The organism is Pseudomonas sp. LBUM1652, from assembly GCF_059716105.1.
Genome location: NZ_CP166804.1, coordinates 461,223 through 482,285 on the forward strand (window position 1 = coordinate 461,223; position 21,063 = coordinate 482,285).

The 21,063-nt window shown below is 59.0% G+C and carries 17 protein-coding genes; 12 read left to right on the forward strand and 5 right to left on the reverse strand.

Annotation, left to right across the window (positions count from 1 at the left end; translation table 11 throughout):
• Window positions 1-24: 24 nt before the first annotated feature.
• The 11 genes from ACA069_RS02120 to hemE all read left to right on the forward strand — a co-directional run bounded on the left by ACA069_RS02120 (window position 25) and on the right by hemE (window position 15,848).
• Window positions 25-1,089, forward strand: a complete 1,065-nt coding sequence (locus ACA069_RS02120; protein WP_401271775.1) for a pilus assembly protein PilM — start codon at window positions 25-27, stop codon at window positions 1,087-1,089.
• Window positions 1,089-1,655, forward strand: coding sequence for a PilN domain-containing protein (locus ACA069_RS02125; RefSeq protein ID WP_497616121.1), 567 nt, complete (start codon window positions 1,089-1,091; stop codon window positions 1,653-1,655). Before ACA069_RS02120 ends, ACA069_RS02125 begins: the two co-directional genes overlap by 1 nt.
• Window positions 1,652-2,275, forward strand: coding sequence for a type 4a pilus biogenesis protein PilO (pilO, locus tag ACA069_RS02130; protein WP_497616122.1), 624 nt, complete (start codon window positions 1,652-1,654; stop codon window positions 2,273-2,275). Before ACA069_RS02125 ends, pilO begins: the two co-directional genes overlap by 4 nt.
• Window positions 2,272-2,799, forward strand: coding sequence for a pilus assembly protein PilP (locus tag ACA069_RS02135; protein ID WP_489880427.1), 528 nt, complete (start codon window positions 2,272-2,274; stop codon window positions 2,797-2,799). Before pilO ends, ACA069_RS02135 begins: the two co-directional genes overlap by 4 nt.
• Before the next feature lie 13 nt (window positions 2,800-2,812).
• Window positions 2,813-4,900, forward strand: coding sequence for a type IV pilus secretin PilQ (locus tag ACA069_RS02140; RefSeq protein WP_497616125.1), 2,088 nt, complete (start codon window positions 2,813-2,815; stop codon window positions 4,898-4,900).
• 4 nt (window positions 4,901-4,904) lie between these two features.
• Window positions 4,905-5,423 (forward strand): shikimate kinase AroK, encoded by a 519-nt coding sequence (gene aroK / locus ACA069_RS02145; protein WP_187679606.1) that lies wholly within the window; start codon window positions 4,905-4,907, stop codon window positions 5,421-5,423.
• A 152-nt stretch (window positions 5,424-5,575) separates the two neighbouring features.
• Window positions 5,576-6,676 (forward strand): 3-dehydroquinate synthase, encoded by a 1,101-nt coding sequence (aroB, locus tag ACA069_RS02150; protein WP_497616127.1) that lies wholly within the window; start codon window positions 5,576-5,578, stop codon window positions 6,674-6,676.
• Between the two features lie 10 nt (window positions 6,677-6,686).
• Window positions 6,687-8,279, forward strand: a complete 1,593-nt coding sequence (locus tag ACA069_RS02155; RefSeq protein ID WP_497616128.1) for an AAA family ATPase — start codon at window positions 6,687-6,689, stop codon at window positions 8,277-8,279.
• A 350-nt stretch (window positions 8,280-8,629) separates the two neighbouring features.
• The gene (gene gltB, locus ACA069_RS02160; RefSeq protein ID WP_489880424.1) at window positions 8,630-13,075 is read left to right on the forward strand and encodes a glutamate synthase large subunit; all 4,446 of its coding nucleotides are present in this window, start codon (window positions 8,630-8,632) and stop codon (window positions 13,073-13,075) included.
• Between the two features lie 33 nt (window positions 13,076-13,108).
• Complete coding sequence (locus ACA069_RS02165; RefSeq protein ID WP_007909438.1) at window positions 13,109-14,527, forward strand: FAD-dependent oxidoreductase; 1,419 nt, start codon at window positions 13,109-13,111, stop codon at window positions 14,525-14,527.
• A gap of 253 nt (window positions 14,528-14,780) precedes the next feature.
• A complete protein-coding gene (hemE, locus tag ACA069_RS02170) occupies window positions 14,781-15,848 on the forward strand; it encodes a uroporphyrinogen decarboxylase (RefSeq protein WP_110719510.1) in 1,068 nt (355 codons plus the stop codon).
• 79 nt (window positions 15,849-15,927) lie between these two features.
• Here the strand turns inward: hemE and ACA069_RS02175 are convergent, their stop codons facing one another.
• The gene (locus ACA069_RS02175; RefSeq protein WP_497616129.1) at window positions 15,928-17,202 is read right to left on the reverse strand and encodes an MFS transporter; all 1,275 of its coding nucleotides are present in this window, start codon (window positions 17,200-17,202) and stop codon (window positions 15,928-15,930) included.
• Between the two features lie 119 nt (window positions 17,203-17,321).
• Between ACA069_RS02175 and ACA069_RS02180 the strand changes: the two genes are divergently transcribed.
• On the forward strand, window positions 17,322-18,218 hold the full coding sequence (locus ACA069_RS02180) for a LysR family transcriptional regulator (RefSeq protein ID WP_187679612.1): 897 nt from the start codon (window positions 17,322-17,324) through the stop codon (window positions 18,216-18,218).
• A 36-nt stretch (window positions 18,219-18,254) separates the two neighbouring features.
• On the opposite strand, the gene ACA069_RS02185 is transcribed toward ACA069_RS02180, so the two are convergent.
• The 4 genes from ACA069_RS02185 to ACA069_RS02200 all read right to left on the reverse strand — a co-directional run bounded on the left by ACA069_RS02185 (window position 18,255) and on the right by ACA069_RS02200 (window position 21,052).
• On the reverse strand, window positions 18,255-18,692 hold the full coding sequence (locus tag ACA069_RS02185; RefSeq protein ID WP_401269091.1) for an excinuclease: 438 nt from the start codon (window positions 18,690-18,692) through the stop codon (window positions 18,255-18,257).
• A gap of 316 nt (window positions 18,693-19,008) precedes the next feature.
• Complete coding sequence (locus tag ACA069_RS02190) at window positions 19,009-19,386, reverse strand: hypothetical protein (RefSeq protein WP_497616132.1); 378 nt, start codon at window positions 19,384-19,386, stop codon at window positions 19,009-19,011.
• 518 nt (window positions 19,387-19,904) lie between these two features.
• Window positions 19,905-20,057 carry a hypothetical protein gene (locus ACA069_RS02195; RefSeq protein WP_401269095.1) on the reverse strand — a complete coding sequence of 51 codons (153 nt, stop codon included), beginning with the start codon at window positions 20,055-20,057 and terminating at the stop codon, window positions 19,905-19,907.
• 191 nt (window positions 20,058-20,248) lie between these two features.
• Entirely contained in the window at window positions 20,249-21,052 is an 804-nt protein-coding gene (locus ACA069_RS02200) for a hypothetical protein (protein ID WP_497616133.1), read from the reverse strand.
• Between the last annotated feature and the right edge of the window lie 11 nt (window positions 21,053-21,063).

A 21,063-nucleotide genomic window follows, 5' to 3' on the forward strand; every position in this document is an offset into this window, starting at 1 on the left:
ACGGAAAGTCATAGGGAATTGGTAGTGCTGGGACTCTTCAATAAAAAGACCAATACGTTACTGGGGATCGACATCAGCTCCACGTCAGTGAAGCTGCTGGAATTGAGCCGTCAGGGCGACCGCTACCGGGTCGAGGCATACGCGGTGGAGCCGTTGCCGGCGAACGCCGTGGTCGAAAAAAACATCGCCGAGCTAGAAGGTGTGGGCCAGGCCCTGAGCCGGGTGCTGGTCAAGGCACGCACCGGTAACAAGAACGTGGCGGTGGCGGTGGCCGGTTCGGCGGTGATCACCAAGATCATCGAAATGGATGCGGGCCTGACCGACGACGAGCTGGAGAACCAGCTCAAGATTGAAGCCGACCAATACATTCCCTATCCGCTGGACGAGGTCGCCATCGACTTCGAAGTCCAGGGCGTGTCGCCGCGCAACCCGGAACGGGTCAACGTGCTGCTCGCCGCCTGTCGCAAGGAAAACGTCGAAGTCCGCGAAGCCGCGCTCGCGCTGGCCGGGCTTACCGCTCGTGTGGTCGACGTCGAGGCGTACGCGCTGGAGCGCTCGTTCGGCTTGCTCGCGACGCAGTTGGCCGCTTCCCAGGAGCGCCTGACCGTGGCGGTCGTCGACATCGGTGCGACCATGACCACCCTCAGCGTCCTGCACAACGGCAAGATCATCTATACCCGCGAGCAACTGTTCGGAGGCCGGCAACTGACCGAGGAAATCCAGCGTCGCTATGGCCTGACCATCGAGCAGGCGGGCCTTGCGAAAAAACAGGGCGGCCTGCCCGACGACTACGTCAGCGAGGTGCTGCAGCCGTTTCGCGAGGCGCTGGTGCAGCAGGTGTCGCGCTCTTTGCAGTTCTTCTTCGCCTCCGGGCAATACAACGCGGTCGACCACATTCTGCTGGCCGGCGGCACGGCGTCGGTGCCAGGGCTGGACCGGCTGATCGAGCAGCGTCTGAATACCCCGACCCAGGTGGCCAATCCGTTTTCCAACATGGCCTTGAGCAGCAAGGTCAACGCAGGGGCTCTGGCCAGTGATGCGCCGGCCCTGATGATTGCCTGCGGGCTCGCGCTCAGGAGTTTCGACTGATGGCGCGGATCAACCTGTTACCGTGGCGTGAAGAGCGCCGCGAAGAGCGGCGCAAACGCTTCCTGCTGACTTTGATCGGCGTGGTGGTCGGTTCGGTTGGCGCCGTATTCATTGCCGATCAGATCATCAGCAACGCCACCGCCCGGCAAGTGGCGCGTAACGACTACATCGGCAAGCAGATTGCTGTGGTCGACGAGCGGATCAAGCAGATCAGCGAGCTCAAGGCTCATCGCCAGCAACTGGTCGAACGCATGCGCATCATTCAGGACTTGCAAGGCAATCGGCAGGTCAGCGGGCGGATCTTCGATCAACTGGCGCGCACGTTGCCTGACGGCGTGTATTTCACCGACGTGAAAATGGCCGGCAAAACCCTGTCGATCAGCGGAGCGGCGGAGTCGAACAATCGTGTCTCCGAGTTGATGCGCAATCTGGATGCGTCCGACTGGTTCGACGCCCCTAGCCTGAACGAAGTGAAATCAACCTCCGCCGATCAGCAGGAGCAGGCCAATCTCTTTCAGTTGACTGTTCGTCAGACCCAGCCCAAAACCGTGGAGGACGAGCCATGAAGCCGTCCGAATGGCTGGACAGCCTGCGCAGCATCGACTTCAACGATCTGGATACCAGCAATATCGGCTCCTGGCCGGCGGCAGTGAAGGCCATCGCCGGGGCGCTGTTGATGGTGTTGGTGTTGGCGCTTGGTTACAACTTTTTCATCAGTGACATGGAAAACCAGCTCGATGCCAAGCGCGAGGAGGAGACCACGCTCAAGGAGCAATTCGCCAGCAAGGCGCGACTGTCGGCCAATCTGGAGCTGTACACCCAGCAGATGAAAGAGATGGAAAACACCTTTGGCGTGTTACTGCGGCAACTGCCCAGCGACACGGAGGTTCCAGGCCTGCTGGAAGACATCACGCGTACAGGTTTGGGCAGCGGCCTGGAATTTGAAGAGATCAAACTGTTGCCGGAGGTCGCCCAGCAGTTCTACATCGAACTGCCGATTCAGATCACCGTCACTGGCGCCTATCACGACCTCGCTACCTTCGTCAGCGGAGTGGCCGGGTTGCCGCGCATCGTCACCCTGCATGACTTCGAACTGGCCCCCACCAATAAGGAGGGCGGGCCGAAACTGCGCATGAGCATCCTTGCCAAGACGTACCGCTATAACGACAAAGGGCTGCAAAAATGACCCTGATTCGTTATTCGGCCTTGTCGATGGTGCTGCTGGCATTAAGCGGGTGTGGTGGCAGCGATGACGTCAGCGACCTCGACGCCTACATGAATGAAGTACGCCTGCGCCCGGCAGGCAAGATTGAACCAACCCCGACATTTCGGTCTTACCCGACATTCACTTACAGCGCCGCCAACCTGCGTAGCCCGTTCTCGCGCCAGGTGCGCGTCGATCTGGCCGGGCAGAAACACGGCTCGCGCAACGTAAAACCTGATCCCAACCGGATCAAGCAATACCTCGAAGGTTTCAACATCGAGCAGTTCGAGATGGTCGGTACGATCGGCAATGCCGCCGGTTCTTTCGCTCTGTTGCGCGGAGCGGGTGGCGTGCATCGCCTGAAGGTTGGCGATTACCTGGGGCGCAACGATGGCCGCATCGTTGCCATCAGCGCCACCCAGGTCGATGTAGTCGAAATCGTGCCTGATGGCGACGGCGCCTGGCTGGAGCGTCCGCGCACCATTCCTTTGAAAGAGCACTCATAGTGGAAGTCGAATAATGAACAGGATTTTCTCCACCCTCGGTTTTTCGCTATGGATAGCGCTGATGTCACCGATGGTTCAGGCGGCTAATCTGAAGACGCTGGATGTGGCAGCGTTGCCGGGTGACCGTGTCGAGTTGAAGCTGTCATTCGACGGGCCGCCGCCGCAGCCCAAGGGCTACACCACCGATTCGCCGGCGCGGATCGCGCTGGATTTGCCCGGTGTCGCCAGCCAGTTGGCCAGCAAGCATGTCGATCTGGGTAGGGGCAATGCACGCACGGCCACGGTGGTTGAAGCCAAGGATCGGACGCGCCTGATCGTCAATCTCACGCAATTGGCGCCATATGACACGCGGGTCGAGGGCAACAATCTTTTTGTGGTGGTAGGTCAGGGTGCGCCGACAACCGCTGCGCGCCCGGTTGCTGTGGCGGCGTCCCGTGCGACCGCGGCAGCGACTCCCGCACCCGCCAAGGCGTTCGTGCCGAAAACCAAAGCCATTCGCGGCGTGGATTTTCAACGCGGTACGACGGGCGAGGGTAACGTGGTCATCGACCTGTCCGATCCGACCATCGCCCCGGATATCCAGGAACATGACGGCAAGATCATCCTCAGCTTCGCCCGCACGCAATTGCCCGACAAGCTGCGGGTGCGCCTCGACGTGAAGGATTTCGCCACGCCGGTGCAGTTCATCAACGCTGCCGCGACCGGTGATCGCGCGATTATTACCGTAGAGCCCAGCGGCACCTTCGACTATTCCACCTACCAGACCGATAACAAACTGACCGTCAGCATTCGGCCGATGACCGTCGACGATCTGCAAAAGCGTAATGCCGACCGGCAGGCCTACGTCGGTGAGAAGCTGTCGCTGAACTTCCAGGACATCGACGTGCGTTCGGTGCTGCAACTGATCGCCGATTTCACCAACCTCAATCTGGTGGCGAGTGACACGATTCAGGGCGGCATCACGTTGCGTCTGCAAAATGTGCCGTGGGATCAGGCGCTGGATCTGGTGTTGAAAACCAAGGGGCTGGACAAGCGCAAGATCGGCAACGTGTTGCTGGTCGCTCCGGCCGATGAAATCGCCGCCCGCGAACGCCAGGAGCTCGAATCCCAGAAACAGATCGCCGAACTGGCGCCGCTGCGCCGTGAGCTGTTGCAAGTGAACTACGCCAAGGCAGCGGACATCGCCAAGCTGTTCCAGTCGGTGACCAGTGCCGAGGCCAAAATCGACGAGCGTGGTTCGATTACCGTCGATGAGCGCACCAACAACATCATCGCCTACCAGACTCAGGATCGTCTCGATGAACTGCGGCGCATCGTGGCGCAACTGGATATTCCAGTGCGTCAGGTGATGATCGAGGCGCGGATCGTTGAAGCCAACGTGGATTACGACAAGAGCCTGGGTGTGCGCTGGGGTGGGTCGATCCAGAACAAGGGCAACTGGAACACCTCCGGGGTCAGTAACGGCTCATCGACCACCATCGGCACGCCGGGCAGCACCAGCACCAACTCGCCATTCGTCGACATGGGCACCGTCAACAACACGTCCGGGATTGGTATTGCCTTCATCACTGACAATGTTCTGCTCGATCTTGAGCTGACGGCCATGGAGAAGACAGGTAACGGCGAAATCGTCTCGCAACCGAAGGTGGTCACCTCCGACAAGGAAACCGCGAAAATCCTCAAAGGCACCGAGATTCCCTATCAGGAAGCCAGCTCCAGCGGCGCTACGTCGGTGTCGTTCAAGGAGGCTTCTCTGTCGCTGGAAGTGACGCCGCAGATTACTCCGGACAACCGCATCATCATGGAGGTCAAGGTCACCAAGGACGAACCGGACTACTTGAACAAAGTGCAGGATGTACCGCCGATCAAGAAGAACGAGGTCAACGCGAAGGTGCTGGTCAATGACGGTGAAACCATCGTGATTGGCGGCGTTTTCTCAAATACTCAAAGCAAGGTTGTAGATAAGGTGCCATTTCTTGGCGATGTGCCGTATCTTGGCCGCCTTTTCCGGCGTGATGTGGTTTCGGAGAAAAAATCCGAGCTGCTGGTATTTCTCACTCCGCGTATCATGAATAACCAGGCGATTGCTGTGAGTCGTTGATTCTGTGCGAAATTTGATTCTTGTAGGACCGATGGGCGCTGGAAAAAGCACCATCGGCCGGTTGCTGGCCAAAGAGCTGCGCCTGCCGTTCAAAGATTCCGACAAGGAAATTGAACTGCGCACGGGCGCCAATATCCCGTGGATCTTCGACAAGGAAGGCGAGCCCGGCTTTCGTGACCGTGAGCAGGCGATGATCGCCGAACTGTGCGGATTCGACGGCGTGGTGCTGGCGACCGGCGGTGGCGCGGTAATGCGTGACGCCAACCGCAAGGCCCTGCATGAAGGCGGCCGTGTGGTGTATCTGCACGCCTCCGTCGAACAGCAGGTCGGCCGCACGGCGCGTGATCGCAATCGGCCGCTGCTGCGCACCGCCAATCCCGAGAAAACCCTGCGCGACCTCCTCGCAATACGTGATCCGCTCTATCGGGAAATCGCCGATCTGGTAGTGGAAACCGATGAACGGCCACCGCGCATGGTAGTGCTCGACATTCTCGACCGCCTCGCGCAGCTTCCACCCCGTTAAAGCATCGCCCGAAATGCGCTATCCTCGGCGTCCTGTCACAGCCCGGCGAGGTTGTGGCGGATGGCGTGCGAGCGGCGTCATACCCGCTATAGGCCGCAGATAACCAATAATTCAGGGCAGGACGCCTGCTTCCATCTTCACTGTGGGGACACATGCAGACACTCAAGGTCGATCTAGGCGAGCGCAGCTACCCGATTCATATTGGCGAAGGTTTGTTGGATCAGCCCGAGCTGCTGGCTCCGCATATCCATGGGCGGCAAGTGGCAATCATCTCCAACGAGACTGTTGCGCCGCTCTATCTCGAGCGTCTGACTCGCAGCCTTGCGCAGTTCTCAGTGATTTCCGTGGTGCTGCCGGACGGTGAAGCCTTCAAGAACTGGGAAACCCTGCAACTGATCTTCGACGGTCTGCTGACCGCTCGTCATGACCGCCGCACTACCGTGATCGCCCTCGGCGGCGGCGTGATCGGCGATATGGCCGGTTTTGCTGCTGCCTGCTACCAGCGTGGCGTCGATTTCATTCAGATCCCCACTACATTGCTGTCCCAGGTCGATTCGTCGGTGGGCGGCAAGACCGGGATCAACCATCCGCTGGGCAAAAACATGGTCGGCGCGTTCTATCAGCCGAACTTGGTGCTGATCGACACCGCGTCCCTGAAGACCCTGCCACCGCGTGAGCTGTCGGCGGGTTTGGCGGAAGTCATCAAGTACGGTCTGATCTGCGACGAGCCGTTCCTGACCTGGCTGGAGGACAACGTTGACGCCCTGCGCGCGCTGGACCAGAAAGCCCTGACGTATGCCATCGAGCGCTCCTGTGCAGCCAAGGCTGCGGTGGTCGGCGCCGATGAGAAGGAAACCGGCGTACGTGCCACGCTCAATCTCGGCCACACCTTCGGCCACGCCATCGAGACCCACATGGGCTATGGTGTCTGGCTGCATGGTGAAGCGGTGGCGACTGGCACCGTGATGGCGCTGGAGATGTCTGCGCGTCTGGGCTGGATCAGCGAACAGGAGCGCGATCGCGGCATTCGTCTGTTCCAGCGCGCCGGTCTGCCGGTGGTTCCGCCTATAGAGATGAGCGAAGCTGATTTTCTCGAACACATGGCTATTGATAAAAAAGTGATCGACGGTCGTCTGCGCCTGGTGCTGCTGCGCCGGATGGGTGAAGCGGTAGTGACCGACGATTATCCGAAAGAAGTTCTACAGGCCACGCTGGGAGCGGATTACCGCGCCCTGGCTCAGCTTAAAGGTTAATAAGATTCCGATGACTAGTTTGCATGCCGACGAGGCGTTCCTCGGCCATTTCCAGTTAAGTCACGACCCCTTCGCTCCGCGGGTGCCGGGCTTCAAGTTCTTCCCGGCCCAACGCAAACCGGTGCTGGGTCAACTGCATCACCTGGCGCGTTACAGCCAGTTGCTGTTGGTAGTCACCGGCCCGCAGGGCAGCGGCAAGACGCTGCTGCGTCAGGCACTGGTGGCCAGCACCAACAAGCAATCGGTGCAGAGCGTTGTTGTCTCCGCACGCGGTGCCGGCGATGCGGCGGGCGTGCTGCGTCAGGTCGCTCAGGCGCTGAACGTGGCCCAGGCCGAAGTCGGCGCGATTCTGGATCAGGTGGTGCAACTCGCGCTGACTGGCCAGGAAGTCTATTTGCTGGTGGATGACGCCGAGCAACTCGACGAGTCCGCTCTCGAAGCGCTGATGGCGCTGGGTGCCGGCGCTCCGGAAGGTCGTCCGCATGTGTTCCTGTTCGGTGAGTCGTCGCTGATCGCTCAGCTCGAGGCTTTGCACCTCGAGGAAGAGCGCTTCCACGTCATCGAACTGCAGCCGTACACCGAAGAAGAGACCCGCGAGTATCTCGACCAACGGCTGGAAGGTGCCGGCCGGGGTGTCGAACTTTTCACCGCGGATCAGATCTCTGATATTCACGAAAGCTCCGAGGGTTGGCCGGGCAACATCAACCAGGTCGCTCGCGATGCTCTGATAGAAGTCATGATTGCCAGCCGCTCTGCGGTCAAGCGTCCAAGTATGGGGTTCAACATGCCGAAGAAACACGTATTGGCGATTTCCGCCGTCGTTGTGGTCGCGGTCGCCGCCGCCTGGTTGATGCCGGGTCGCAACAAGGCGCCAACCACCGGCGCACCCGCCAACGAACAGGCACAACTGCCATTGGGCCAGGGCGCTGCCAATGGCGCTGCACCGAACGTCGAGTTCGCCGGCAACACGCAGCCGATGCCATTGCCGCTGGTCGGCAATTCGCAACCGGTGATGCGCGGCCCGTTGGCTGAAGCCGCTGGCGGAATCACCGAAGGCGATGACGGCGTGCCACTGGAAGGCTCCAGCGATACGCCGCCAACCGTGACCACTTCGGCGCCACCAGCGGGCGTTCCAGCCGGGCCTGCACCGACGCCGGTTCCAGTGCCTGCGGCCAAACCTGTGCCTGCTCCGACGCAAATCGCTACCGCCAAGCCGGTTCCGGCAGCACCAGCGGCGAAGCCGGCGCCAGCGCCAGCCAAGCCAGTCGCCGCCGCCAAACCGGCCGAGAAGCCGGTTACCTTGGCCAAAGCCGCCGGTGGCAGCTGGTACGCCGGTCAGCCGACGAGCAACTACGTGGTGCAGATTCTCGGCACCAGCTCCGAAGCAGCCGCGCAAAGCTTCGTCAAGGAGCAGGGCGGCGAGTACCGTTATTTCAAGAAAGTCCTCAACGGCAAGCCTCTCTACGTGATCACCTACGGCAACTTCGCCAATCGTGATGCGGCTGTTTCTGCCATCAAGGCCTTGCCAGCGAAGGTTCAGGCTGGTAAACCTTGGCCTCGCACTGTCGCCAGCGTCCAACAGGAACTGGCAACAACTCGCTGAAGATTCGGCGGCCTTACCCAGGCCGCCACTCCAGGCACCTCAAAATTTCCGCAAGTGCGCGCCGCCTCTACAGGCCGCGTGCCTTGTGGTGTCTGCGTCACAGTAGTCTTTGAGTCGTTGCAGTCAAAATTAAAAAAGTTTTGATTAGCACAGCAGATCGCTTTAAACCTTTCACAAATGCGACATAGATTTGCGACATTTCGTCGTCAAATTTGTGAGCGTCTGTGTCGCTGTGTACAATGACCACCCTTTTGCCCCCGCTAAGCCGGCGTACGTTCGGCGTGGATCGCAAGTGGTTGAATTGAAAAGAAATTTGCCTCGAAAAGAGGCAGCCTGGTGAGAAAGTGTCTATGAAAGCAGGTCTGTACCAACCAGATGAATTCAAGGATAACTGCGGTTTCGGCCTGATAGCCCACATGCAGGGCGAGCCCAGTCATACCCTTTTGCAAACGGCCATTGAGGCCCTGACCTGCATGACCCACCGCGGTGGGATTAATGCCGACGGCAAGACCGGTGACGGTTGCGGTCTGCTGATTCAAAAGCCTGACGCGTTCCTGCGTGCCATTGCCCAGGAATCCTTCAGCGTCGAACTGCCCAAGCAATATGCCGTGGGCATGGTCTTCTTCAATCAGGATCCGGCCAAGGCCGAAGCCGCTCGCGAGAACATGAACCGCGAGATCCTTGCTGAAGGCCTGCAACTGATCGGCTGGCGCAAAGTGCCCATCGACACCAGCGTCCTCGGCCGCCTGGCCCTGGAGCGCCTGCCGCAGATCGAGCAGGTGTACATCGGCGGTGAAGGCCTGAGCGATCAGGACATGGCGGTAAAGCTGTTCAGCGCCCGTCGTCGTTCGTCGGTGTCTAACGCCGTCGACTCCGACCACTACATCTGCAGCTTTTCGCACAAGACCATCATCTATAAAGGCCTGATGATGCCGGCCGACCTGGCCGCGTTTTATCCGGACCTGAGTGACGAGCGCCTGCAAACCGCGATCTGCGTGTTCCACCAGCGCTTCTCCACCAACACCCTGCCGAAATGGCCGCTGGCTCAGCCATTCCGCTTCCTCGCCCACAACGGCGAGATCAACACCATCACCGGTAACCGCAACTGGGCACAGGCCCGTCGGACCAAGTTCACCAATGATCTGATGGATCTGGAAGAACTCGGCCCGCTGGTCAACCGTGTCGGCTCCGACTCCTCGAGCATGGACAACATGCTTGAGCTGATGGTCACCGGCGGCATCGACCTGTTCCGTGGCGTGCGGATGATCATTCCGCCTGCGTGGCAGAACGTCGAAACCATGGATCCGGATCTGCGTGCGTTCTACGAGTACAACTCGATGCACATGGAACCGTGGGACGGCCCGGCCGGCGTGGTCATGACCGACGGTCGCTACGCGGTGTGCCTGCTCGACCGTAACGGTCTGCGCCCGGCGCGCTGGGTCACCACCACCAACGGTTTCATCACCGTTGCCTCGGAAATCGGCGTCTGGAACTACCAGCCCGAAGACGTGATCGCCAAGGGCCGCGTAGGCCCGGGCCAGATCCTTGCCGTGGACACCGAAACCGGGCAGATCCTCGACACCGATGCGATCGACAACCGTCTGAAATCCCGTCATCCGTACAAGCAATGGCTGCGCAAGAACGCCCTGCGCATTCAGGCGACCATGGAAGACAACGATCACGGTTCGGCCTTCTACGACGTTGATCAGCTCAAGCAATACATGAAGATGTATCAGGTCACGTTCGAGGAGCGCGATCAGGTACTGCGTCCGCTCGGTGAGCAAGGCTATGAAGCCGTGGGTTCGATGGGCGATGACACGCCGATGGCCGTGCTGTCCCAGCGTGTGCGCACGCCGTACGATTATTTCCGTCAGCAGTTTGCGCAGGTGACCAACCCGCCGATCGACCCGCTGCGTGAAGCGATCGTGATGTCGCTGGAAATCTGCCTCGGTGCCGAGCGCAACATCTTCCAGGAGTCGCCGGAACACGCCTCGCGCGTGATCCTCAGCTCGCCGGTCATTTCCCCGGCCAAGTGGCGCTCGCTGATGAACCTCGACCGCCCGGGTTTCGAGCGGCAGATCATCGACCTCAACTACGACGAAAGCGTCGGTCTCGAAGCGGCCATCCGCAATGTTGCCGATCAGGCTGAAGAAGCCGTGCGTGCTGGTCGTACCCAGATCGTTCTGAGCGACCGCCATATCGCTCCGGGCAAACTGCCGATCCACGCTTCGCTGGCCACCGGCGCGGTACACCACCGCCTGACCGAAAAAGGCCTGCGCTGCGACTCCAACATCCTTGTTGAAACCGCTACTGCACGCGATCCGCATCACTTCGCGGTGCTGATCGGTTTTGGTGCCTCGGCGGTCTATCCGTTCCTGGCTTACGAAGTGCTGGGCGACCTGATCCGTACCGGTGAAGTGCTGGGCGACCTCTACGAGGTGTTCAAGAACTACCGCAAAGGCATCACCAAAGGTCTGCTGAAGATCCTCTCGAAGATGGGCATCTCGACCATCGCTTCGTACCGTGGCGCTCAGTTGTTCGAAGCCATCGGTCTGTCTGAAGAAGTGTGCGAGCTGAGCTTCCGTGGCGTGCCGAGCCGCATCAAGGGTGCGCGTTTCGTCGACATCGAAGCCGAGCAGAAAGCGCTGGCCACCGAAGCCTGGAGTCCGCGCAAGCCGATCCAGCAGGGCGGTCTGCTGAAGTTCGTCCACGGCGGCGAATATCACGCCTACAACCCGGACGTGGTCAACACCCTGCAAGCCGCCGTGCAGCAGGGCGACTACGCCAAGTTCAAGGAATACACCTCGCTGGTGGACAACCGTCCGGTGTCGATGATTCGCGACCTGCTCAAGGTCAAGACCCTCGACACGCCGCTGGACATCAGTGAAATCGAACCGCTGGAATCGGTGCTCAAGCGCTTCGACTCCGCAGGTATCTCGCTGGGCGCCCTGTCGCCGGAAGCTCACGAAGCCCTGGCCGAAGCCATGAACCGCCTCGGCGCGCGCTCCAACTCCGGCGAAGGCGGCGAAGACCCGGCGCGTTACGGCACCATCAAGAGCTCGAAAATCAAGCAAGTCGCGACTGGTCGTTTCGGGGTAACCCCGGAATACCTGGTCAACGCCGAAGTGCTGCAGATCAAGGTTGCCCAGGGCGCCAAGCCGGGCGAGGGCGGGCAACTGCCGGGCGGTAAAGTCAACGGGCTGATCGCCAAGCTGCGTTATGCAGTGCCGGGCGTAACCCTGATTTCGCCGCCGCCGCACCACGACATCTATTCGATCGAAGACTTGTCGCAGCTGATCTTTGACCTCAAGCAGGTCAACCCGAAGGCGCTGGTCTCGGTGAAACTGGTAGCAGAAGCAGGCGTCGGCACCATCGCTGCCGGTGTGGCCAAGGCCTACGCGGACTTGATCACCATCTCCGGCTACGACGGTGGCACCGGTGCCTCGCCGCTGACCTCGATCAAGTACGCTGGTGCGCCGTGGGAACTCGGCCTCGCCGAAACCCATCAGACGCTGCGCGGCAACGACCTGCGCGGCAAAGTCCGGGTGCAGACCGATGGCGGCCTGAAAACCGGCCTCGACGTGATCAAGGCTGCGATCCTCGGCGCCGAAAGCTTCGGCTTCGGCACCGCGCCAATGATCGCGCTGGGCTGCAAATACCTGCGTATCTGCCACCTGAACAACTGCGCCACCGGCGTTGCGACTCAGAACGAGAAGCTGCGCAAGGATCACTACATCGGCACCGTCGACATGGTGGTGAACTTCTTCACCTATGTCGCCGAAGAAACCCGTGAGTGGCTGGCCAAGCTCGGCGTGCGCTCCCTCGAAGAGCTGATCGGTCGCACCGATCTGCTGGAAATCCTCGAAGGCCAGACCGCCAAGCAAAACCACCTGGATCTGACTCCGCTGCTGGGCAGCGATCACATCCCGGCGGACAAGCCTCAGTTCTGCGGCGTTGAGCGCAACCCACCATTCGACCAAGGCCTGCTGGCCGAGAAAATGGTTGAGATGGCGACGTCGGCAATCAACGACATGAGCGGCGCCGAGTTCGAACTGGACATCTGCAACTGCGACCGTTCGATCGGTGCACGGATCTCCGGCGAAATCGCGCGCAAGCACGGCAACCAGGGCATGGCCAAGGCGCCGATCACCTTCCGCTTCAAAGGCACTGCCGGGCAGAGCTTCGGGGTGTGGAACGCCGGCGGTCTGAACATGTATCTGGAAGGCGATGCCAACGACTACGTCGGCAAAGGCATGACCGGTGGCAAGCTGACCATCGTGCCGCCGAAGGGCAGCGTTTATAAGACTCAGGAAAGCGCCATCATCGGCAACACCTGTCTGTACGGCGCCACGGGCGGCAAGCTGTTCGCCGCCGGCACCGCAGGCGAGCGTTTCGCCGTGCGTAACTCCGGTGCCCACACGGTTGTTGAAGGCACTGGCGATCACTGCTGCGAGTACATGACCGGTGGTTTTGTCGCCGTTCTGGGCAAGACCGGTTACAACTTCGGCTCTGGCATGACCGGTGGTTTCGCCTACGTGCTCGACCAGGACAACACTTTCGTTGACCGGGTCAACCACGAACTGGTGGAAATCCAGCGGATCAGCGGCGAAGCGATGGAGGCTTATCGCAGCCATCTGCAAAACGTGCTGAACGAGTACGTCGCCGAAACCGACAGCGAGTGGGGTCGTGAACTCGCCGAAAACCTCGATGACTACTTGCGCCGTTTCTGGCTGGTCAAGCCGAAGGCTGCCAACCTGAAGTCGTTGCTTTCCAGCACTCGTGCCAACCCGCAGTGATATGCGCCTGAAGAGTTTGATGAGGTTTTAACAATGGCTGAACGTCTGAATAACGACTTCCAGTTCATCGATGTCGGGCGCAAAGATCCGAAGAAGAAACTGTTGCGTCAACGCAAGAAAGAGTTCGTCGAGATCTACGAACCGTTCAAACCCCAGCAGTCGGCCGATCAGGCCCACCGCTGCCTGGGTTGCGGTAACCCGTATTGCGAATGGAAGTGCCCGGTGCACAACTTCATTCCCAACTGGTTGAAGCTGGTGGCCGAGGGCAACATCCTCCAGGCCGCCGAGCTGTCGCACCAGACCAATACCCTGCCGGAAGTCTGCGGCCGGGTGTGCCCGCAGGATCGTCTGTGCGAGGGTGCCTGCACCCTTAACGACGGTTTCGGCGCGGTGACCATCGGTTCGGTCGAGAAGTACATCACCGACACCGCGTTCGCCATGGGCTGGCGTCCGGACATGTCCAAGGTCAAACCGACCGGCAAGCGTGTCGCGATCATCGGTGCAGGCCCGGCGGGCCTGGGTTGTGCCGACGTGCTGGTGCGCGGCGGCGTGACCCCGGTGGTGTTCGACAAGAACCCGGAAATCGGCGGTCTGCTCACCTTCGGTATCCCGGAGTTCAAACTGGAAAAGACTGTGCTGAGCAATCGCCGCGAAGTCTTCACCGGCATGGGCATCGAGTTCCGCCTCAACACCGAGGTCGGCAAGGACGTGACCATGGAGCAACTGCTCGCCGAATACGATGCCGTGTTCATGGGCATGGGCACCTACACCTACATGAAGGGCGGTTTTGCCGGTGAGGATCTGCCGGGCGTTTATGACGCGCTGGACTTCCTGATCGCCAACGTCAACCGCAACCTGGGCTTTGAAAAGTCGCCGGAAGATTTCGTCGACATGAAAGGCAAGAAGGTCGTGGTACTCGGCGGCGGCGACACGGCCATGGACTGTAACCGTACGTCGATCCGTCAGGGCGCCAAGTCGGTGACCTGTGCCTATCGTCGTGACGAAGCGAACATGCCCGGCTCGCGCAAAGAGGTGAAGAACGCCAAGGAAGAAGGCGTGAAATTCCTCTACAACCGCCAGCCGATCGCCATCGTTGGTGAAGACAAGGTCGAAGGCGTCAAAGTGGTCGAGACCCGTCTCGGCGAACCGGACGCCCGTGGCCGCCGCAGCCCTGAGCCGATTCCGGGCTCCGAAGAGATCATCCCGGCCGACGCCGTGGTCATCGCCTTCGGTTTCCGCCCGAGCCCGGCGCCGTGGTTCGAACAGTTCGAGATCCAGACCGACAGCCAGGGCCGCGTGGTGGCCCCGGAGCAAGGTCAGTACAAGCACCAGACCAGCAACCCGAAAATCTTCGCCGGTGGCGACATGGTGCGCGGTTCGGATCTTGTGGTGACGGCAATCTTCGAAGGCCGTAATGCGGCTGAAGGGATTCTGGATTACCTGGGCGTCTAACCCCGGGCCCTGAGCCAAATGCAATAACCCTGTGGGAGCGAGCCTGCTCGCGAGAGCGGTCTGTCAGCCAACTTCAATGTTGGATGTACCGGCCTCTTCGCGAGCAGGCTCGCTCCCACAGTTGTTTCTCGGTGTTGCTGATAGCGCGTTTCCAGCGCGACAAATTGACCCGATAGACAAAAGGCTGACCTGCATCCGTGCCTTTTGCGTCGCGCTCTGAGAAAATGCCCGCACTTTTTTTCCGGATGCCGACATGACTGCCCTGAAGAACGACCGTTTCCTCCGCGCCCTGCTCAAGCAACCCGTAGACGTCACCCCCGTGTGGATGATGCGTCAGGCCGGTCGCTACCTGCCGGAATACCGCGCCAGCCGTGCCCACGCCGGTGACTTCATGAGCCTGTGCATGAATCCGGAGTTCGCTTGCGAAGTCACGATGCAACCGCTCGACCGTTATCCACAACTGGACGCGGCGATCCTGTTTTCCGACATCCTCACCATTCCCGATGCCATGGGCCAGGGCCTGTACTTCGAGACCGGTGAAGGTCCGCGCTTCAAGAAAGTCGTCAGCACCCTGGCCGACATCGAAGCCCTGCCGATCCCTGATCCGCACAAAGACCTCGGCTACGTGATGGACGCGGTCAGCACCATCCGCCGCGAACTCAACGGTCGCGTGCCGCTGATCGGTTTCTCCGGTAGCCCTTGGACGCTGGCCACCTACATGGTCGAAGGCGGCTCGTCGAAAGACTTCCGCAAGACCAAAGCCATGCTCTACGACAACCCGCAAGCCATGCACCTGCTGTTGGATAAACTCGCGCAGTCGGTGACCTCGTACCTCAACGGCCAGATCATGGCCGGTGCGCAAGCGGTGCAGATCTTCGACACCTGGGGCGGCAACCTGTCGGCGGCGGCGTACCAGGAGTTCTCGCTGGCCTACATGAAGAAAATCGTCAGCGGCCTGATCCGCGAGCACGACGGTCGCAAGGTTCCGGTGATCCTGTTCACCAAAAACGGCGGCCTGTGGCTGGAAAGCATCGCTGACGCCGGCGCCGACGCACTGGGTCTGGACTGGACCTGCGACATCGGCAACGCCCGCGCCCGCGTCGGCGACAAGGTGTCGCTGCAAGGCAACATGGACCCGACCGTGCTTTACGCGAAGCCGGAAGCCATCCGCACCGAAGTCGGGCGCATCCTCGCCAGCTACGGCAAGGGCAGCGGCCATGTGTTCAACCTCGGTCACGGCATCACCCCTGAGGTTGATCCGGAACACGCCGGCGCCTTCCTGCGCGCAGTGCATGAGCTGTCGGCGCAGTATCACGAGTGATCGACGCTCAGCTCTAAATTCTGGAAAACAAAAACGCCCGGCTTATGCCGGGCGTTTTTGTTTTGCAATGGGTTTTGCGTCAGGCTTTGACTCCGCCGAGCGGCGGTAATTTCGCCAGCTTCAACGCCACCAACAGCGCCACCAGCAACAACGCGCCGATGAACAAGCCAATCCCGTTCCATCCGCCCAAGTGCCAGAACACTCCGCCTGCCGTCCCGGCAATGCTCGAGCCTGCGTAATAGCTGAACAGATACAACGACGACGCCTGGCCCCTGGCCTTGATTGCGCGCCGGCCGATCCAGCTGCTCGCTACCGAGTGAGCGGCGAAGAAGCCGAAGGTGAAGATCAGCATGCCGATGATTACCAGCGGCAACGGCGTGAACATCGTCAGGGCGAGGCCGACGAACATCAGGGCAATCGTCGCCCACAACACTTTGCGCCGTCCCAGCTTGTCCGCCAGCGAACCGATCTTCGCCGAGCTGTAGATACCCGACAGGTACACCACCGAGAGCAAGCCGACAAACACCTGATCGAGGTTGTATGGCTGAGCCAGCAAGCGATAACCGATGTAGTTGAACAACGTGACAAACGCGCCCATCAACACGAAAGCTTCGAGAAACAGCAGCGGCAAACCGGCATCGCGAAAGTGCATGGTGAAACCGTCGAGCAGACTGCGCGGATGCAACGAACGCGAGCGGAAATTGCGTGACTCCGGAAGAATCTTCCAGAACACTGCCGCCGCCATCAGCGCCAGGCCACCGATCACCAGCATCGCCGTGTGCCAACTGACGAAGTCGATCAGCACCCCGGTGATCAAGCGTCCGCTCATCCCGCCAATCGCGTTGCCGCCGATGTACAGACCCATCGCCAGGCCGATGTGTTGCGGGTGAATCTCTTCGCTCAAGTAAGTCATTGCCACCGCCGCCAGCCCGCTCAACGACAGCCCGATCAGCGCGCGCATGATCAGCACGCCTTGCCAGCTCGGCATCATCGAACTGGCGATGGTGCACAGCGCCGCCGCAAACAGTGCAGTGACCATCACCGGTTTGCGTCCGACCCGATCGGAAATCGGCCCGGTAATCAGCAGGCCAATGGCGAGCATGCCGGTGGCGACCGAGAGGATCAGGCTGCTCTGCGCCGCGTTGATCGAATATTCGTGAGATAGCAGCGGCATCATCGGCTGCACGCAATACAGCAGGGCAAACGTCGCAAACCCGCCGCTGAACAACGCCAGCACCGTGCGCATGAACATCGGCGTGCCTTTTTCGATGTAGATCTCTTGCAGCTCGGCGACGACATCGTCGGCCGCAGCGGGCGGGACTTCATGGGCAAGAGGGGCAGCGGCGGTTTTCACATCAGACCTCGGAGAGCACGGCCAGGCAGGCAATGGAAAAAATCATATAGCTGGCTAATGTTTCTATCCAATATATTGTTCGACCTGTTTGATAGCTTTAACGACCTAATGGGGTTTTCATGGAATTGCGTCACCTGCGCTACTTCATCGCCGTCGCCGAAGAACTGCATTTCGGCCGTGCTGCACAAGTGCTGGGCATTTCCCAGCCGCCGCTGAGCCAGCAGATTCAGGCGCTGGAGCAAGAGGTCGGTGCGCGGTTGTTTGAACGCACCAATCGTCGGGTCGAGCTGAGCGAGGCCGGCAGATTATTTCTCGAGGAAGCGCGGCTGGTGCTGGCGCAGGTCGACAAAGCGGCGGATGTCGCCCGGCGTGCGCAACTCGGCGAACTCGGTGAATTGAAGATCGGCTTCACCTCGTCGGCGCCGTTCAACTCGACCATTCCCCAGGCGATTTTTTCCTTTCGTCAGCGTTTTCCGGCGGTGCACCTGAACCTGCGGGAGATGAGCAGCACCATGGTTGCCGACGCCTTGGTGGACGAGTCGATTGAAGTTGGCATCATGCGCCCGCTGGGTCTGCCCGATTCGTTGAGCGTGGTGGAGCTGATGCGCGAGCCTTTGGTGGCGGTGCTCAGTGCCAAGCATCCGTTGGCCCAAGGCAGCGAAGAAGGTCTGTTTCTCTCGGCGCTGGCGCTGGAGCCGTTCGTGTTTTTCCCGCGCAGTTACGGTAGCGGTCTTTACGCACAACTGCTCAGTCTGGCTCGCGATGCCGGATTCAGTCCGCATTTTGCCCAAGAGGCCGGGGAGGCGATGACCATCATCGGGCTGGTGGCGGCGGGGTTGGGTGTGTCGGTATTGCCTGCGTCCTATCAGCGGATGCGCATCGACGGCGTGGTCTACCGGCCGCTGCTGGATCCTGAAGCGATTTCAGCGGTGTGGCTGGTGCAGCGCAAGGATCAGAAGTCACCGATGGCCAAGGCCTTTGTCGAATTGCTCACGCGCAAGGTTGAAGGTGATTGATTAACCGCCGAAGGCTGCGATCTTTTGATCTTGCCGTTAAGGCAACCGCACCAAATCCCCCTTCAACGCCACCCGCGTGACAAAAATCCCCGCCCGGCACTCATAGGTATTCAGATCCTTGCGCACATGCTGGTCGTAATAACTGACGATATTGACCACCGCATTCGCCCCGACCCGTTTGGCCTCGGCCTGCAACTTGATCAGGTTCGACTGCAACACCCACTCGCATGAATCGTGATCGCTCTTGTTAAAACCATTGGTCTTCAGATCACTGATCACATCGCGCTGCAACAACCGCTGAGTGCCCTGCGGCCCATTCCCGGCCAGATAAAACTTCACACTGCCATCCAGCCGCCCGGCACGGAGCGCGTCCGACAACACCGTCTCGAAGGGCATGTACATCAGATTGGTGGCATGGCTGGCACTGGGGAGCAGTCCGAAGAGCGTGGCGGCGATCAGGGCTTTCACTTGCATGGTCATCTCCTTGACGGTGAAAGTGAACCGCGAGTACTCGGCGGATTGGGGCTCGCTGTTCTGGCAGGCGTTGTGTGATGGTCTGCTTGAATGAGTGTAGATCGTGTAAATGAAGAGGGCTCGGACGGAAGTACACCGGATACCCTTAAAACAATTAAGAGTAGCCGATGGAAATTAAGCCGACACTCATAACTTGATGTATCAATGTATGCCTACTCGTCGTCAGCTATCGAAATGAAGTCTTGGATAGATAGTTTTGTTTCAGGTCCATGCGCCTCAACCCGAAGGGTTCAATGCATCGAGCGGTACTTAACAATCAACGAATAATGTTGATCGTGACCACGCAAAACATGGTGTTGCGGTTGTGTGTGTCTCTGATCTCTTGTCTGTAGGGCGCATATCCTTGAGTGAAGCGCCTTATGTTTTCAATGTCTTGCTCGTTCGAGTTTAAAAAATCGTAGGCGGGATTCAGATACTCGTTAATCCTGGATACGAAATCCTGGATGGATAATTGAGTTTCAGATCCATGCGCCTCAACCAAAAGGTTGATAGGCGTGAAAATACGTTTGTTTGATTCAGTGTAAATAAAATCTCCTTCCTTTGTTCGAATGGTGTTCTTGTCATCCGCTGTGACATCTATCATCAGTTGCTGAATTGTTTTTTCAAGTTTTTGTGCGCCGACTATATCGTTCATGGGTATTCCCTTTTGATAAATAAATTTGTGAAGGAATGGTGTGTTAATCCATTCTCCATTGCGTTTATGTCACTGGAGTAATTTAGTTGATCTCTGCAGTCTCTACACCTGTCACTAATGACAGGCGCAGAGACTGATTCGCTATATTTTCGTATTTTTTTAAATGTTTTTGTTTTATGGCGCTTGATGCTTTTTGAGCTAAAGGCATCTAGGTGTTTAATAACAATTTTGTCTGTTCTGTGGCAGTCAAACGCATTCCTATGCTCCAGTTGGGAGCAGCTTTTAGACGAAAAACACAATGGCTACACTGAACTTTTTAGCAAATAAACTTCCAGAATGAAAAAGGGCGCCGAATGGCGCCCTTTGTCGTTCCTACAACTCAACCAATCTGTTTGTGAAAAATCCCCACGCAACGCTACGCTCGACACCATTTTTTACAGGTCGTAGCGGTCGGGGCTGGCCGTTGGGTAACGCTGCGTATTAATCTATGTCAGTTAATTTAACTTGCTGGGCTAGCTTCAATGCCCATTGCCTTGCATCGAACTCTGTATTTGTTCTTGTTGTTGTTTTTGTTTTAATAACTCTGCTCGCCGAGCGGCGTTCTCTGCGTCAAGATCTTTAATTTGCTCCTGATTTAGATTGAGAAGTTCTTTGTCAGATAGGGTTGGCATTTTGATCACCTTGGTCGTTTGGGATAAGCTACGTGAGCATCCTGTGACAGCCAAGCGCATTGCGACACTGTAAGAAGTAACAGTTTTTTAGACGATTTTACGATAATCGTTATTCATTAAATAATAAAGAATGAAACTTTCTGAATGACAGAGGGCGCCGAAAGGCGCCCTTTGTCGTTTCTACAGTTCCATCAATCCACGTGCGCCAAATCTCCACGCAACGCCACGCTCGACACCACCATCCCCGCGCGGCACTGGAATTTTTCGGTGTCTTTGTACAGGTCGCGCTGGTCGACGCTGGCGATGTTGATCACGGCGTTGGCGTCGGCTTTTTTCGCGGCGTTTTGCAGGGTCGCGAGGGCCGACTGCAGGGCCCAGAAGCAGGCGTCTTCGTCGGATTTGTTCGAGCCGTTGGTTTTGCGGCTGCTGCTCACGGTGTCGAGTTTGCGCACTTGTTTGGGCAGGGTTTCGCCGGCCAGGTAGAACTTCACGCTGCCGTCGAGCAGGCCGGCGTCGGTGGCGCGTTTGACGCCTTCGCGAAAGCTCAGGTAGGTCGGCTCGTCGGCGCCTTGTTTGATGATGCCAAGACTGTTGACGGCTTCGATGTCCGGGTTGATCGACAGCTCTTTGAGCACGTTGTCGCGCAGGCGGTTGACCCAACGGTTGTAGTTGCCGTGGATCTTGCCGTCCTTGGCGTCGAGGCCGTAGCTGCTGCGATAGTCGATTTCGAACGAGGTTGGCGTGAACGGGATGTCGACTTCGGCATGATGGCGACCGCGTACGGTGATCGCAGCTTTGATCATGCCTGGGCGTACCGATTGCACGACCCATTGACGGTCGTTGAGCGCGGTGACGATGGCGCGGCTCATTTGTGACTGGGTAAAGCCGAGGTTCGGCGAGAACTCTTCCTTGGCGTTGTACACCGGTTTGCTGGTGCAACCGCCGAGGACGAAGGCCAGGGCCAACAGGGCGGCGATGCGGTAAAACTGAGTCATTCCCTTCACTC

Bases quoted from the DNA above. Each gene is read 5' to 3' on its own strand.
- ACA069_RS02125 (WP_497616121.1), top strand. From the start codon at position 1,089: ATGGCGCGGATCAACCTGTTACCGTGGCGTGAAGAGCGCCGCGAAGAG.
- pilO (WP_497616122.1), top strand. From the start codon at position 1,652: ATGAAGCCGTCCGAATGGCTGGACAGCCTGCGCAGCATCGACTTCAAC.
- ACA069_RS02135 (WP_489880427.1), top strand. From the start codon at position 2,272: ATGACCCTGATTCGTTATTCGGCCTTGTCGATGGTGCTGCTGGCATTA.
- ACA069_RS02140 (WP_497616125.1), top strand. From the start codon at position 2,813: ATGAACAGGATTTTCTCCACCCTCGGTTTTTCGCTATGGATAGCGCTG.
- aroB (WP_497616127.1), top strand. From the start codon at position 5,576: ATGCAGACACTCAAGGTCGATCTAGGCGAGCGCAGCTACCCGATTCAT.
- ACA069_RS02155 (WP_497616128.1), top strand. From the start codon at position 6,687: ATGACTAGTTTGCATGCCGACGAGGCGTTCCTCGGCCATTTCCAGTTA.
- gltB (WP_489880424.1), top strand. From the start codon at position 8,630: ATGAAAGCAGGTCTGTACCAACCAGATGAATTCAAGGATAACTGCGGT.
- ACA069_RS02165 (WP_007909438.1), top strand. From the start codon at position 13,109: ATGGCTGAACGTCTGAATAACGACTTCCAGTTCATCGATGTCGGGCGC.
- hemE (WP_110719510.1), top strand. From the start codon at position 14,781: ATGACTGCCCTGAAGAACGACCGTTTCCTCCGCGCCCTGCTCAAGCAA.
- ACA069_RS02180 (WP_187679612.1), top strand. From the start codon at position 17,322: ATGGAATTGCGTCACCTGCGCTACTTCATCGCCGTCGCCGAAGAACTG.
- ACA069_RS02185 (WP_401269091.1), bottom strand. From the start codon at position 18,692: ATGCAAGTGAAAGCCCTGATCGCCGCCACGCTCTTCGGACTGCTCCCC.
- ACA069_RS02190 (WP_497616132.1), bottom strand. From the start codon at position 19,386: ATGAACGATATAGTCGGCGCACAAAAACTTGAAAAAACAATTCAGCAA.
- ACA069_RS02195 (WP_401269095.1), bottom strand. From the start codon at position 20,057: ATGCCAACCCTATCTGACAAAGAACTTCTCAATCTAAATCAGGAGCAA.
- ACA069_RS02200 (WP_497616133.1), bottom strand. From the start codon at position 21,052: ATGACTCAGTTTTACCGCATCGCCGCCCTGTTGGCCCTGGCCTTCGTC.